Genomic DNA, 13,794 nt, shown 5'->3' with positions numbered 1-13,794 from the left:
TAATAAGATATATCTTAATTAAAACCCGGCAACAACTCAAGCTTTACTTTCATGCAGCCCGGGCCGATACTCGCTGCATGCCAGCAACTTTCCTCCGCGCCCTCACTGCCGACGATGCACCCGCCTACCGCGCGCTGCGCCTGGCCGGCATCAGCGAACTGCCGCAGGCTTTCTGCACCACGTATGCGCTGGAAAGCAGCTTGCCGCTGGGACAGATCAGCCAGCGCCTGCAGCACACCCCACTCCAAAGAATATTTGGTATTTTCAACGATATACAGTTGATTGCCATTGCTGGCCTGCGTCGCGAACCAATTGCCGTCGTGCATGACAAGGCCACCATCTGGGGCGTGTATGTAGCGCCGCAGGCGCGCGGCCAGGGGCTGGGCCGGCAACTGATGCACGCTAGCATCCACCATGCCTGCACCATCCCCGAGCTGGCGCGGCTGCGCCTGGCCGTGGCGCACGACAATCAGGCGGCGCTATCGCTTTACCTGAGCTGCGGCTTCGTGCTCGACGAGACAGCGGCACAGGGCGATATGTTGCAGCTGCAATTGCTGCTGCCGCGCCCTGCCCTCACCACCGCAGGCGCGCCGACTTTCTTGAAAATCAATACCTTACAATTTCCGGCGAAATAAGCACAAAGCCGTTTTTTCTGTTGCCAGCAAACGCAACAGGCCTTAGCATCGCGGCTTACAAAAATCACTTGGGGGAGAGCCTATGTCAACGGCCGGGACACAAACTGCCAACGGCAAGATGCCGCGACAGATACCATATATTATTGCCAACGAGGGCTGCGAACGCTTCAGCTTTTATGGCATGCGCAATATTCTCACGCCGTTCCTGATCAGCACCTTGCTGCTGATGATCCCGATCGACCAGCGCACCGGCGAAGCCAAGCATGTGTTCCACACCTTTGTCATCGGCGTGTACTTTTTCCCGCTGCTGGGTGGCTGGCTGGCCGACCGCTTCTTCGGAAAATACAACACCATTTTCTGGCTGAGCCTGGTTTATTGCGCCGGCCACGCCTGCCTGGCCATCTTTGAAAACAGCGTCAACGGCTTTTATTTCGGCCTGTTCCTGATCGCCTTCGGCTCCGGCGGCATCAAGCCGCTGGTGGCGTCGTTTGTGGGCGACCAGTTCGACCAGACCAACAAGCACAAGGCCAAGCTGGTATTCGACCTGTTCTACTGGATCATCAACTTCGGCTCCTTCTTTGCCTCGCTGCTGATGCCGGTGTTCCTGCGCGACTACGGCCCGTCGGTTGCGTTCGGCATTCCCGGCCTGATGATGCTGGCCGCCACCATCGTATTCTGGATGGGCGCCAAGAAATACGTGCACGTGCCGCCGGCACCACCGAATCCGCATTCATTTACCCGCGTGGCGCGCACCGCGCTGCTGGCGCATGTCGAAGGTGGTTCGCGCCCGGGTCTGTATGTTGCCTATATTGGCGTGCTGGGCGCGCTGTATGCGTTCTACAGCATTCCTGACTGGGGCTTTGTGATTTCCGCCTGTACCGCACTGGTGCTGCTGCTGGCCTTTGGCAGCATCGGCACGGCCATGCAGCTCGAACGCGCACGCGGCATCCATCCTGACGAAGCGGTCGAAGGCGTGCGCGCCGTGCTGCGCATCCTGGTGATCTTTGCGCTGGTCACGCCGTTCTTTTCGCTGTTCGACCAGAAAGCTTCGACCTGGATCGTGCAGGCCAACACCATGGAAAAACCATCATGGTTCCTACCGGCGCAGATGCAGGCACTGAACCCGATGCTGGTGATGCTGCTGATCCCGTTTAACAACCTGGTGCTGTACCCGCTGCTGGCGCGTTTCGGCATGGAAGCAACGGCGCTGCGCCGCATGACAGCCGGTATCGGTTTTTCCTCGCTGGCGTGGATCGTGATCGGCCTGCTGCAACTGTCGCTCGACAGCGGCAACGCCGTCTCGATCATGTGGCAGATCCTGCCGTACGCGCTGCTGACGTTTGGCGAAGTGCTGGTCTCGGCCACCGGCCTGGAGTTTGCCTACAGCCAGGCGCCCGTCTCGATGAAGGGCGCCATCATGAGCTTCTGGAACCTGTCGACCACCGTGGGCAACCTGTGGGTGCTGATCGTCAACAAGAGCGTGATGAACGAAGGCGTGATCGGCAAGATTGCCGAAAGCGGCATCAGCGTGACGGCATTCCAGATGTTCTTCTTTGCCGCCTTTGCCGCGGTGGCGATGCTGGCTTTTGGTCTGTATGCCAAGCGCTACAAGATGGTCGATAACTATCGCAAGGCTGAGGTGGGCAAGGTTTAAGCCTGCTGTATGCGTGTCGGGTTACGCTACTGATTGTCGGATTACGCTACGCTAATCCGACCTACCCGACCTACTCTGAAAGGCAATCTGCGTAGGTCGGATTAGCGCAGAGCGCGTAATCCGACAATATTGTTGGCCACATTTGTCGGATTACGTCGTCACCGTCGGTGCATCGCGCCCCGTGCGCTCGCGGATCTGCGCGAGCTGTTCGGCCACCGCAATCAGGCCGGCCAGCGCTTCCTGCGTGGGGATGCTGTGATGGGCAGGATCGGCTTCATAGCGCTCCAGGTACAGCCTCAAGGTTGCCCCTTCGGTGCCGGTACCCGACAGGCGCAGCACGATGCGCGAGCCGTCGGTCATGACGATGCGCACGCCCTGCTTGTGCGACACCGAGCCGTCGACCGGATCGGTATAGCTGAAGTCGTCGGCCAGCGCTACCGTATAGTCGCCCAGCTGCTGGCCAGCCAGTCCTTCCAGTTGCCCGCGCAGCGCGTCCATCAATGCGTTGGCCACGGCGCTGTCAATGGCTTCATAATCGTGACGCGAATAGTAATTGCGCCCGTAGGTGGCCCAGTGCGCGCGCACGATCTGTTCCACCGATTGCTGTTTGGCCGCCAGCAGATTCAGCCAGAACAGCACCGCCCACAAACCGTCTTTTTCGCGCACGTGGTTCGATCCGGTGCCATAACTTTCCTCTCCACACAAGGTCGCCATGCCGGCGTCAAGCAGGTTGCCGAAGAACTTCCAGCCGGTCGGCGTTTCAAAGCATGGAATGCCCAAGGCAGCTGCCACGCGGTCGGCCGCGCCCGAGGTGGGCATCGAGCGGGCGATACCGGCCAGGCCGCCCGCATAGCCGGGTGCCACGCTGGCGTTGGCGGCCAGGATGGCCAGGCTGTCCGATGGCGTCACGTCAAAGCGGCGGCCCACGATCATGTTGCGGTCGCCATCGCCATCGGAGGCGGCGCCGAAGTCGGGCGCATTGTCGCCTGCCATGATGGCAATCAGTTCATGCGCATTGACCGGGTTGGGGTCGGGATGGCCGCCGCCAAAGTCTTCCAGCGGCACACCGTTGATCACACTGCCCTTTTTTGCGCCCAGCATGCCTTCCAGAATCGCCGTGGCGTATGGCCCCGAGACGGCGTGCATGCCGTCAAAGCAGATGCGCAGGCCGCCGGCAAACAGGGCGCGGATGGCGTCGAAATCAAACAGCTGCTGCATCAGTTCGGCATAATCGGCCACCGGGTCGATCACTTCAACCACCATCTGCTCGACATGCACGATGCCCAACCGGTCGAGATCGATATCGGCGCTATCGCTGATGCGATATTGCGTGATGGTTTCGGTGCGCGCAAACATCGCCTCGGTCAGCTTTTCCGGTGCCGGGCCGCCATTGCCGGTGTTGTACTTGATGCCGAAGTCGCCATCGGGGCCGCCCGGATTATGGCTGGCCGACAGGATCAGGCCGCCGCTGGCGCCATGCTTGCGGATCACGCAGCTGACGGCCGGGGTCGACATAATGCCGCCCTGCCCGACCAGCACGCGCGCATAGCCATGCGCGGCAGCCATGCGCAATACCGTCTGGATCGCAGTGCGGTTGTAGTAACGGCCATCGCCACCGAGCACCAGCGTCTGTCCGTGGCAGTCGCCCACGGTGTCGAACACGCTTTGCACGAAATTTTCCAGGTATTGCGGCTCGCTGAACACGCTGACTTTCTTGCGCAGGCCCGAAGTACCCGGACGCTGGCCGGCGATCGGCGCCGTATTGATGATCTGTACCGCCATGATGTCTCCAAATTAACTAATGACTAATTTTACATCATGCAGGACTGCCATTCTGTGCGGTGACACGCCCCCGCAGCGGCGCCATGCATCGATTGTCCTGTCGATTGCCCTGTCGATTGTCGGCTTGCTCTATCCATAACGCCCCACTATAATAAGAATGGTTCTCATTACTATTTATCGTGGCAGCGCTTTATTCACCCACCGCAAGTCATCCCGCCAGCCAGGTTTCGCGCCAAGCAAGCATCCATGCCGAAGCAGCGCCACTACATGCCTATAACAAGATAAGGGATATACCATGCAATTGACTTCCATCGCGCGCGCCAGCGCCCTCGTTGCCACGATGCTGGGCGCAGCAATGCTGTCGGCGTCGGCTGGCGCGCACCAGATCTGGCTGGAGCAGAATGACCAGCACGCCAGCGTGTATTTTGGCGAATTCGGCGACAACCTGCGGGAAGTCTCGCCCGGCCTGCTCGATAAATTCAGCCTGAAAAACGCCAGCCTGGTGGCGCCCGGCGGCAGCAAGACGCTGCAGGCCAGCAAGAGCGCCGCCGCATTTGCACTCAATGGCAAGGTTGCCCCTGGCGAGACCATCATCGTGGAAGAAAACAGCTATCCGGGCTGGGAAAACAAGAAAGACGGCAAGGTGACTTACGCCATCTGGACGCCGGCAGCACGGCTGGTAGCCGACCATAGCGCGCAGAAAGCGGCGCTGACGCTGGACCTCGTACCCACCGGCATACCGGGCCAGTTCCAGCTCAGCTACCGCGGCCAGCCGCTGGCCGGCGTCAAGGTCAACGCCGTGGTGCAGTCGGGCTGGTCGCGCGAAGCGTGGAGCGACAAGCAGGGCCTGGTCAGCTTCGCGCTGCCATGGCAGGGCCGTTATGTGCTGGAAGTACACCATGAAGACAAGACCGGTGGCGAGCGCGACGGCAAGTATTACGACCAGGCCAGCTACGTCACCACGCTGTCGCTGGTGCAGCCGCAGGGCGTGGCGCCGTTGCCGGCACCACCTGCCGCAGAACCAAGCAAGGATCACGGCTAAGCATGTCCGCCTCCGCTCAAACTGAAAAACTGCAGCGCCTGCGGCTGCCGGAGGCGCTGCGCTACCGCCTCGGCGTGGCCTCGCGCAGCGTAGCGGCCATCGTCGGCGGCTATCTGCTGGCCGCCCTGTCTACCATGCTGCTGTCGGTATGCCTGCCGATGGCGCGCGTGGAGGCCGTGATGACGGCGACGCTGCTGTCGTTTGCCATCTATACCTGCGCCGTCATGTGGGTGTTTGCCACCGGCAGCGCGCTGCGCGCCTGGCTGGGCCTGTTGATCCCCTGCGCTGTCATGGCCGCCATCCTGCAATGGATGGACGCGCTTTCCTGGAGTCTCGCATGAAAGAAGGTTTCCGCCAGTCGATGGCGTGGCTGCATACCTGGTCCGGCCTGCTGGTATGCTGGGTTTTGCTGCTGGTGTTTTGCGCCGGTACGGCCAGCTACTACCGCAATGAAATTACCCTGTGGATGCAGCCCGAACTGCATGCCGCCGCCGGTCAACCTGTCAGCAGCGAACAGGCTGCCACGGCAGCGCAAACGGCCATGCAGGAACGCGCGCAAGGCGCCACGCGCTGGTTTATCACCCTGCCCGGCGAGCGCAATCCTGCGCTGCAGCTGGGCTGGAGCAAGCCGTCCAAGCCGGGCGAGAAGAAAAAGGGCCGGCGCGGCAACTTCCACAGCGAAAAAGCCGATCCGTCCACCGGCGAGGTGCTGTCCAAGCCGCGCGAGACGCGCGGCGGCGAATTCCTGTATCGCCTGCATTTCGACCTGCACTATATGTCGGCCCTGTGGGCGCGCTGGATCGTCGGTTTTTGCGCCATGTTCATGCTGGTGTCGATCATCAGCGGCATCGTCACCCACAAGCGCATCTTCAAAGACCTGTTTACCTTCCGTCCGAAAAAAGGCCAGCGCTCCTGGCTCGACGCGCACAATGTGACGGCGGTGCTGGCGCTGCCCTACCACCTGATGATTACCTATACCGGCCTGGTCACGCTGATGTTCATGTATATGCCGTCGGGCGTGACGACCGCCTACAAGGGTGACCAGGATGCCTTTTTCTCCGAAGCCTTCCCGGCCCGTGCCGGCGAAACCAAGGCGGCCGGCGTGGCCGCGCCATTGACGCCGTTCGCGCCGCTGGTACGCCAGGCAGAGCAGCGCTGGGGCGCGCAGGTGGGCTTTGTCTCGGTCAACCTGCCGGGCGACGCCAACGCTACTGTCACGCTGCGCCGCGCTGGCGGACGCGACATGACATCCAAGCAGCCCACCATGGAATTCGATGGCGTGAGCGGCAAGCTGCTGGCCACCTATGGCGATGAACCGGGCGGCGCGTCCAGCACGCATGGCGTGATGGTGGGCCTGCATATCGCCAACTTTGCCAGCCCACTGCTGCGTGCGCTGTTCTTCCTGTCGGGCCTGGCCGGCTGCGCCATGGTCGCCACCGGCGCGCTGCTGTGGGCCGTCAAGACGCGCCAGAAGCAGGCCAAGGCGCTGGCGGCCGGCAAACGGCCCAGCTTTGGCCTGCGGCTGGTCGAGGCGCTCAATATCGGCGCCATTGCCGGCATCCCGATTGCCTTTGGCGCCTACTTCTGGGCCAACCGGCTGCTGCCGGTCGGACTCGAAGAGCGGCCGAAAGAAGAGATCGCCTGCTTCTTCGGCGCCTGGGCGCTGGCCGCCATCGTGGCCCAGTTGCGTCCGACGCGCGCCATGTGGCGTATTCAATTGTCTGTCGGCGCCTTCCTGCTGGCGTCGCTGCCGGTGCTGAACGCGCTGACCTCGGGTTCGCACCTGGGCGCAGTGCTGCTGGGTCGCGGTCCGGTGGCCGTAGCGGCATTTGACTTGGTGGTGCTGGTGCTGGGCCTGGGACTGGCCTACGCCGCCTTCAGGCTCAAGCCCTTGCCATCCAAATCAGCCAAGCCAACCAGACCGGCCGCCAAGGCCGACGTCACGCCCGATACTGCCGCAGGAGCCGCATAATGGAATGGATAAGCAACTTCCTGGTTTTTGCGCTGTGCTATGCGGGCCTGTCATGCCTGTGCCTGGCGATGGACCGCCACTACGCCGACCTGCACGGGCGCGGTGCCGAGCCGCCTTTGCAGCTGCGCCGGCGCCTGCGATGGGGCGGCTGGCTGGCGCTGGCCTTTGGCCTGGCCTGGGCCATGCACAGCAGCGGTGCCGGCTACGGCACGGTGGTATGGGTCGGCAGCCTGACCTGCTGCGGGCTACTGCTGATCTGGCTGCTGCCGTATGCCCCCAGACACGCGATGCTGCTGGCGCGCGTGGCTGGCGTGGCGGCGCTGCTGGCGGCGCTGGTACTGGCAGTACGATAATGCAGTTCGACAGCTGCTACAGCGCCAACCATGGCTGGCTGACCCACTGGCTGCAACGGCGCCTGGGCAATGCGTTCGATGCGGCCGACCTGATGCAGGACACCTTTGCGCGGCTGCTCGCCGGTTCACCAGCGCAACCGCAAACGGCTGCGCTGCGTTCGCCCAGAGCTTATCTGGCCACCGTGGCCAAGCACCTGCTGATCAACCATCTGCGCCGCCAGTCGCTGGAGAACGCGTGGCTGGACGTACTGTCGACGCTGCCCGAACAGCATGCGCCGTCGGCCCAGCAGCAGGCAGAAATGCTGCAGTCGCTGCAAGCGGTTGACGCCATGCTCGACGGCCTGAAGCCGAAAGTGCGCGCCGTTTTCATCATGGCGCAGATCGAAGGCCATACCTGCGCCGAAATCGCGGCCCGCCTGCATATCGGCGAGCGCTCCGTCAAGCGCTACCTGGCCGAAGCGCTGACCGAATGCGTGCTGCTGGCATGAAAACCGACACACTGCCGGCGCCACCCTTGCCGCGCAAGATTGCGCGCCAGGCCGTCGAGTGGTTCCTGCTTGAGCAGTCGGGTGAGGCTACGCCGGACGAACTGGTGGCCAGTGCGCGCTGGCGCGCACGCGACCCGGAACACCTGCGCGCCTGGCATAAGGTGCAGCAGGTCAGCGGTCAGTTTGAGCAGACAGCCGCCCTGCTGCCGCCGGGCGTGGCGGCGCCCGTGCTGCGCCGACCGCAGCGCCGCGCCGCCATGCAGGCGCTGCTGGCTTTGATGACGGTGCCTGGCGCCTGGATGCTGTACCGCCACGATCTGCTGCCCACCTATCTGCTGGCCGAACTGCGCAGCGACGTCGGCCAACGGCGCGAACTGGCCCTGCCCGATGGCGCCCGCCTGCTCCTTAACAGTAACAGCGCGCTCGACGTGGCCTATGGCGCGCACGAACGCCTGCTGACGCTGCGGCGCGGCGAAATACTGGTCGAAACCCGCCCAGACCATGCGGGCAGGCGGCCGTTTATCGTCGCTACCCGCCATGGCCGCATCCGCGCGCTGGGCACGCGCTTTATCGTGCGCGTGGAAGACGATGACAGCCGCGTAACGGTGCTCGAACACGCGGTGCAGATCGCGCCGCGCGCAGCTTCGGCCGCCATACGCCGGGTCGAAGCGGGCCAGCAGGCACGCTTCGACGCCAGCTACGCTGCGCTGCCCACGGCCGCCGCGCCGCAGGCCGACGCCTGGACGCAAGGCATGCTGCTGGCGCAAAACATGCGCCTCGATGCGTTTGCCGCCGAACTGGCGCGCTACCGCCCCGGCCTGCTGCGCGTCGAATCGCAGGTGGCTGGCCTGCGCCTGAGCGGCGCGTTCCGGCTCGACGACACCGACAGTGTGCTCGACAGTCTGACGCGCATGCTGCCGGTCGATGTGCTGTACCGCAGCCGCTACTGGGTCACCATCACTGCCCACGTAAAATAATTATTTTTTTCTGGCCCCTTTTTCACCGCTCGGCTGTCCTGTGGATGTCGCTTACTTGATTCCACTGGAAAGGCTATACCATGCATCTGCACCATCTGAACCTGTCTCCCCTCGCCCGCGCCGTTGGCAGCGCGCTGTTGCTGCTGTCGCTGGCACAGCTGCCCGCCATGGCGGCCGATACTGCCAGCGCCAGCACCAGCGCAACGCATTACAGCGTGCCGGCCGGCGACCTGCCCACCGCGCTTGCCGCCTTTGCCATTAACGCCAGGGTCAACGTGGGCGGCGCGGCCGAACTGCTGCAGGGCTTGCGCTCGCCCGGCCTGCAGGGCAGCTATACGGTGCCGCAAGCGCTGGCGCAACTGCTGGCCGGCACCGGCCTTGAAGCGGTGCCCGGCGCCGAGCGCAGCTATGTGCTGCGCAAAAGCACGTCTGCCGCGCCGATTGCCGCCACGCTCGGCGAAGTGGCCGTCAGTTCCAGCGCACTGCGCGACGGCACCACCGAAGGCAAGCGCAGCTACGCCGGCCTGACCAGCGCCACGCGCCTGAACCTGTCGCTGCGCGAAACGCCGCAAGCGGTCAGCGTGATCACGCGCCAGCAGATCGAAGACCAGGGCCTGCGCACCTTGCAGGACGTGCTGGTGCAGTCACCCGGCATCACGGTTGACCGCTCGTCGAGCACGCGCGAATACGACCAGGTGTTCTCGCGCGGCTTTGAAGTCACGTCGTACATGTTCGATGGCATACCGACCAGCAAGAACCTCGAAGCGCGCACCTATGACGCGGCCATCTATGACCGCGTCGAGATCATCCGCGGCGCCACCGGCCTGATCAGCGGCACCGGCAGTCCGTCGGCGGCCATCAACCTGGTGCGCAAGCGCCCGGGCCGCACGTTTGCCGCCTCGGCCGGCGTGCAGGCCGGCTCGTGGGACCGCTATCGCATCGATGGCGACCTGTCCACGCCGTTGAACCAGGACGGCAGCGTGCGCGCCCGCATCGTCGCCGCACATGAAGACCAGCATTCGTTTATCGAGCGCTATCGCCAGAAAAAAGACGTGCTGTACGCCATCGTCGAAGCCGACCTGTCGCCATCGACAGTGCTCAGCGCCGGCGTGAACTACCAGAAGGAAAAGCTGAATGGCGCCGGGCGCGAATTTCCCGCCTTTTACAGCGATGGTTCGCTGACCCATTTCAAGCGCTCGATGAACGGCACGGCTGCATGGAGCACCTACGACCGCGAACAGAGCATGCTGTTCGCCACGCTCGACCATTATTTTGACAACGGCTGGATCGCCAAGCTGGCCGTCAGCCGCAGCAGCAACCGCTATGACGCCCTGCAGGGTTTTGCCGGCAACGGCTATGCCGATCGCATCAGCGGCGCCAACCTGAAACTGTGGCTGGCCAACTGGCACAGCAAACCGCAGCAGACCGCGCTTGACGCCTATGTCAGCGGACCGTTCCAGGCGTTCGGGCGCCAGCATGAACTGGTGTTCGGCGTGAGCACGTCGGAACTCGAAACCAACAGCCCGATCTACCCGGGCTGGCGCCTGGACGGCTATGACTACAGCATCCCCGACATCAATGCCTGGAATGGCGCCATGCCGGTACCTGACTACCGCGGCACGCGGCTCGGCACTTCCTATGACAAGGAGCGCGAAAGCGGCCTGTATGCCACGCTGCGTCTGCGCCCGACGGAAGCGCTGTCAGTGATCCTGGGCGCGCGCCTGTCGTACTGGAAGCGCGATATCCGCAGCGATTACGACGCCGACACCGACCTGTATGACGCGATGCGCGAAAACGGCAAGATCACCCCGTATGCGGGGCTGGTGTATGACTTGGGGCCACACTGGTCGGCCTACGCCAGCTACACGAGCATTTTCACGCCGCAAAGCCAGCGCGATGTCAACAGCCGCTTCCTGCCGCCGCTCGAAGGCAAGAACTACGAGGCCGGCGTGAAGGGTGAGTTCTTCAACGGCGCCTTGAACACCAGCGCGTCCGTGTACCAACTGCGCCAGGAAAACCTGGCCGAAGCCGATCCGGGCAATATCTGGATCATCGGCACCGGCGGCGGCTCGTACGCCTATCACACGGTCAAGGGCGCCACCACGCGCGGCTTCGAGGCGGAAGTATCGGGCCAGTTGCGCCCGGACTGGCAACTGACGGCCAGCTATGCCTACAGCCGCATCCGCAATGCGCAGGGTGAGCGTATCCAGACCAACCAGCCGCAATCGCAGGTCAAGCTGTGGAGCACCTACCGCCTGTCGCAAGGCCTGCCCGGCCTGGTTCTGGGGGCCGGCGTGAACTGGCAAAGCGGCATCTACATGGACGACCGCGGCCCGAACGGCGAGCGCTTCACGCAGGACAGCTATGCGGTGGCCGGCCTGATGGCGCAATACCCGCTCAACCCGCGCCTGACGGCTACCCTGAATGTCAACAACGTGTTCGACAAACGCTACCACTCGACCGGCATGGGCGGCTACTATGGCGACCCGCGCAACGCCATGCTGTCGCTGCGTTACCGGTTCTGAACCGGCTGCCGTGAGCGAAAGCTGCTACAGTGCCGTGCACCGCAATAAGCTGACCGATGAACATGACAGAGCCTGAACACAAGAACGATATCCCGATTGCAGACGGCGTCTGGATTGAGGTCAGGGATCTCGATGGCTGCTATGCGCACGCGCATGAAGTTGATCCGTACCTGCACGGCCTGTGGGAGCTGCTGGCGCGCCTGGAAACCCAGTGCGTGGCCGGCTGCTGCGGCTTTGACGCCTATGACTTCAGTTGCGCAGCGGTGCATGCCGCCCTCGACGCTCCCGGAGCCGATGCAACAGCCTGGCGCACGGCGCTGAAAGAGGCCACGCAAGCCGTGGCAAAGGCGCCCGAAGTGCTGGTCAGCAGCACCATGAACAACTATGTCGACCGGCGCGCGCTGCTGCAGCTGCTGGGCCATCTCGACAGATGCATCAGTTCGCACCAGCGCTGATGGCGTTGCCCGGCAGGGGCGCGATGTCGGCCGGCGTCATGGCGCGGCCCAGCAGATAGCCGAACGCCTCATCGCAGCCCATGTCGGAGAGCAGCGCCAGCTGCGCGGCGTTTTCCACGCCGCTGGCAATCGTGCGCAGGCCCAGCGTACGCGCCATTGCCACGATGGCGCGCGCCATGCTGGCGCCATCTTCGCTGTCGCGTCCCAGCTCATCGACAAAACACTTTTCGATCCTGACGGCGTCGGCCGGGAAGCGCCTGAGCAGCTTGAGCGACGCCTCGCCGGTGCCAAAGTCGCTGATGCAAATCGTCATGCCCAGCTGGCGAAACTGCTGCAGTATCTGCTCGCAATTGTAGTTGCGATCGATCAGGATGCCGGCAGCGATATCCAGTTCGATGCAGTGGCCGGGCACGCCGGCCGCTGCCAGTGCGGCGCCAACATTGCGCGCGATATCGCGCTGGTAGAACTGGCGCGCCGACAGGCTGACCGACACCGTCAGGCAGTGCCCTTCCTGTAGCCAGCACCTGGCCTGCTCCACCGCCGTGGCCAGCACCCAGGCGCCGACCGGCAGGATCAGGGTGCTTTCTTCGAGCACCGGCAAAAAATCGAGCGGCATCATCAAGCCCTGCTCCGGATGCTTCCAGCGCAGCAGCGCCTTGACGCCCGTCATGGTGCGCGTCTGCAGATTGATCCTGGGCTGGTAATGGAGCATGAATTCGTTGCGCTCAAGCGCATGGCGCAGCGCCGTTTCCAGGATGGCGCGCGAACAGGACTGCACCTGCATGCGCGGCGCATAGCGCAGCAAGGTGCCAGGCGCGCGCCGCTTGGCCGCGTACATGGCCAGGTCGGCCTTTTCAATCAGCGCCGGCACATCGTCGTCATCGTCCGGATACAGCGCAATGCCGACGCTGGCGGCCACCGACAGGCTGTACTCCTTGACGACAAACGGCGCGGCAATGGCGGCGATGATTTTTCCAGCCACCCGTTCGGCGTCCTGCGCCGCATGCAGTTCGGTCAGCAGGATAATGAATTCGTCACCGCCCTGGCGCGCCACCGTATCGACCTTGCGCACGCACTGCTGCACCCGCTGCGCAAATTGTGCCAGCACCGCGTCGCCCACGTCGTGGCCCAGGCTGTCGTTGATGGGCTTGAAGCGGTCGATATCGACAAACAGCACGGCCAGCAGGGAACGGTGGCGCCGCGCATAGGCGATGGCGTGCTCGCAGCGGATCTGGAAATGCAGGCGGTTCGGCAGGCCGGTCAGGCCATCGTGGTGGGCGATAAATTCAAGCTGCTGCTCGGCATGCCGGCGCGCCGACACATCGTGCAGCAACAGGACCGCACCATCGCCGTGCGCCAGCGGCGCGCAGCTGTACTGCACATCGACGCGCGCGCCGTCGGACTGGCGCAGCAGCACGGCGCCGCGCGACACGTCGAGCAGCGCCTGTTGCGTCACGCAGTCGCGCACCTGGCACGCCATGTCGATGGGGGCGCCGTCGTGGAACAGCGGCAGCAGCTGCGCCACCGAGGCGCCCACGCCCTGCCCCGACGGCAAGCCGCCCAGGCTGGCGGCACGCGCGTTCAGATAGCGCACCACGCCATGCCGGTCGGTGCCGATCACGGCAGCAGGCAGGGCCTGCAGCAGCGCCGCCGCGCGCGCGTTGCCTTCGCGCCGGCGGTACCGGCGCTGCGCCGCGCACCAGGCCAGCACCGTACTGAGCAACAGCGATAAGAGCAAGCTGAGCAGCGAGCCGAGCAATATGCCCGGCAGCAGCCAGGACGCGCTCACGCGGCACCAGGCAGGCGAAAATGGGTGGCCATGAATTTCCTTTGCAAAGCGCGCCTTGCAGCGCCAGTCGACACTGCTGGAGCTTGCGGAAAGGAAATAATATAAGAATCAGCGCACTATTT

At 63.8% G+C, this 13,794-nt stretch carries 12 protein-coding genes; 10 read left to right on the top strand and 2 right to left on the bottom strand.

Features of this window, described 5'->3' with window-relative positions:
• The first annotated feature begins 77 nt into the window (after window positions 1-77).
• On the top strand, window positions 78-635 hold the full coding sequence (locus GCM43_RS09040) for a GNAT family N-acetyltransferase (RefSeq protein ID WP_193315577.1): 558 nt from the start codon (window positions 78-80) through the stop codon (window positions 633-635).
• A 118-nt stretch (window positions 636-753) separates the two neighbouring features.
• Entirely contained in the window at window positions 754-2,289 is a 1,536-nt protein-coding gene (locus GCM43_RS09035) for a POT-type proton-dependent oligopeptide transporter (RefSeq protein WP_193315576.1), read from the top strand.
• Window positions 2,290-2,439: 150 nt separating this feature from the next.
• On the opposite strand, the gene GCM43_RS09030 is transcribed toward GCM43_RS09035, so the two are convergent.
• Window positions 2,440-4,071 (bottom strand): alpha-D-glucose phosphate-specific phosphoglucomutase, encoded by a 1,632-nt coding sequence (locus tag GCM43_RS09030; RefSeq protein WP_152243358.1) that lies wholly within the window; start codon window positions 4,069-4,071, stop codon window positions 2,440-2,442.
• A 295-nt stretch (window positions 4,072-4,366) separates the two neighbouring features.
• Between GCM43_RS09030 and GCM43_RS09025 the strand changes: the two genes are divergently transcribed.
• The 8 genes from GCM43_RS09025 (at window position 4,367) to GCM43_RS08990 (ending at window position 11,883) form a co-directional block, all read left to right on the top strand.
• On the top strand, window positions 4,367-5,113 hold the full coding sequence (locus GCM43_RS09025) for a DUF4198 domain-containing protein (protein ID WP_152243356.1): 747 nt from the start codon (window positions 4,367-4,369) through the stop codon (window positions 5,111-5,113).
• Between the two features lie 2 nt (window positions 5,114-5,115).
• Window positions 5,116-5,454 carry a DUF3649 domain-containing protein gene (locus GCM43_RS09020; RefSeq protein WP_152243354.1) on the top strand — a complete coding sequence of 113 codons (339 nt, stop codon included), beginning with the start codon at window positions 5,116-5,118 and terminating at the stop codon, window positions 5,452-5,454.
• Entirely contained in the window at window positions 5,451-7,085 is a 1,635-nt protein-coding gene (locus tag GCM43_RS09015) for a PepSY-associated TM helix domain-containing protein (RefSeq protein WP_152243352.1), read from the top strand. Before GCM43_RS09020 ends, GCM43_RS09015 begins: the two co-directional genes overlap by 4 nt.
• Window positions 7,085-7,438 (top strand): DUF3325 domain-containing protein, encoded by a 354-nt coding sequence (locus GCM43_RS09010; protein ID WP_152243350.1) that lies wholly within the window; start codon window positions 7,085-7,087, stop codon window positions 7,436-7,438. Before GCM43_RS09015 ends, GCM43_RS09010 begins: the two co-directional genes overlap by 1 nt.
• A complete protein-coding gene (locus tag GCM43_RS09005) occupies window positions 7,438-7,926 on the top strand; it encodes a sigma-70 family RNA polymerase sigma factor (RefSeq protein WP_152243348.1) in 489 nt (162 codons plus the stop codon). Before GCM43_RS09010 ends, GCM43_RS09005 begins: the two co-directional genes overlap by 1 nt.
• Window positions 7,923-8,903 carry a FecR domain-containing protein gene (locus tag GCM43_RS09000; RefSeq protein WP_226929409.1) on the top strand — a complete coding sequence of 327 codons (981 nt, stop codon included), beginning with the start codon at window positions 7,923-7,925 and terminating at the stop codon, window positions 8,901-8,903. The genes GCM43_RS09005 and GCM43_RS09000 overlap by 4 nt, the downstream gene beginning before the upstream one ends.
• Window positions 8,904-8,983: 80 nt before the next feature.
• Entirely contained in the window at window positions 8,984-11,428 is a 2,445-nt protein-coding gene (locus tag GCM43_RS08995) for a TonB-dependent siderophore receptor (protein WP_152243346.1), read from the top strand.
• A 62-nt stretch (window positions 11,429-11,490) separates the two neighbouring features.
• Entirely contained in the window at window positions 11,491-11,883 is a 393-nt protein-coding gene (locus GCM43_RS08990; protein ID WP_152243344.1) for a DUF6331 family protein, read from the top strand.
• On the opposite strand, the gene GCM43_RS08985 is transcribed toward GCM43_RS08990, so the two are convergent.
• Window positions 11,864-13,672, bottom strand: a complete 1,809-nt coding sequence (locus tag GCM43_RS08985; RefSeq protein WP_226929408.1) for a putative bifunctional diguanylate cyclase/phosphodiesterase — start codon at window positions 13,670-13,672, stop codon at window positions 11,864-11,866. The genes GCM43_RS08990 and GCM43_RS08985 overlap by 20 nt on opposite strands.
• Window positions 13,673-13,794: the final 122 nt, after the last annotated feature.

This window comes from Janthinobacterium aquaticum, assembly GCF_009208565.1.
Taxonomy (GTDB): domain Bacteria; phylum Pseudomonadota; class Gammaproteobacteria; order Burkholderiales; family Burkholderiaceae_D; genus Janthinobacterium.
The sequence above is the reverse complement of the archived record's forward strand: the minus strand, read 5'-3'. Positions and strand labels throughout refer to the sequence as shown.

Excerpts from the sequence above, each read along its gene's own strand:
- GCM43_RS09040 (WP_193315577.1), top strand. The coding sequence starts at position 78 with ATGCCAGCAACTTTCCTCCGCGCCCTCACTGCCGACGATGCACCCGCC.
- GCM43_RS09035 (WP_193315576.1), top strand. The coding sequence starts at position 754 with ATGCCGCGACAGATACCATATATTATTGCCAACGAGGGCTGCGAACGC.
- GCM43_RS09030 (WP_152243358.1), bottom strand. The coding sequence starts at position 4,071 with ATGGCGGTACAGATCATCAATACGGCGCCGATCGCCGGCCAGCGTCCG.
- GCM43_RS09025 (WP_152243356.1), top strand. The coding sequence starts at position 4,367 with ATGCAATTGACTTCCATCGCGCGCGCCAGCGCCCTCGTTGCCACGATG.
- GCM43_RS09020 (WP_152243354.1), top strand. The coding sequence starts at position 5,116 with ATGTCCGCCTCCGCTCAAACTGAAAAACTGCAGCGCCTGCGGCTGCCG.
- GCM43_RS09015 (WP_152243352.1), top strand. The coding sequence starts at position 5,451 with ATGAAAGAAGGTTTCCGCCAGTCGATGGCGTGGCTGCATACCTGGTCC.
- GCM43_RS09010 (WP_152243350.1), top strand. The coding sequence starts at position 7,085 with ATGGAATGGATAAGCAACTTCCTGGTTTTTGCGCTGTGCTATGCGGGC.
- GCM43_RS09005 (WP_152243348.1), top strand. The coding sequence starts at position 7,438 with ATGCAGTTCGACAGCTGCTACAGCGCCAACCATGGCTGGCTGACCCAC.
- GCM43_RS09000 (WP_226929409.1), top strand. The coding sequence starts at position 7,923 with ATGAAAACCGACACACTGCCGGCGCCACCCTTGCCGCGCAAGATTGCG.
- GCM43_RS08995 (WP_152243346.1), top strand. The coding sequence starts at position 8,984 with ATGCATCTGCACCATCTGAACCTGTCTCCCCTCGCCCGCGCCGTTGGC.
- GCM43_RS08990 (WP_152243344.1), top strand. The coding sequence starts at position 11,491 with ATGACAGAGCCTGAACACAAGAACGATATCCCGATTGCAGACGGCGTC.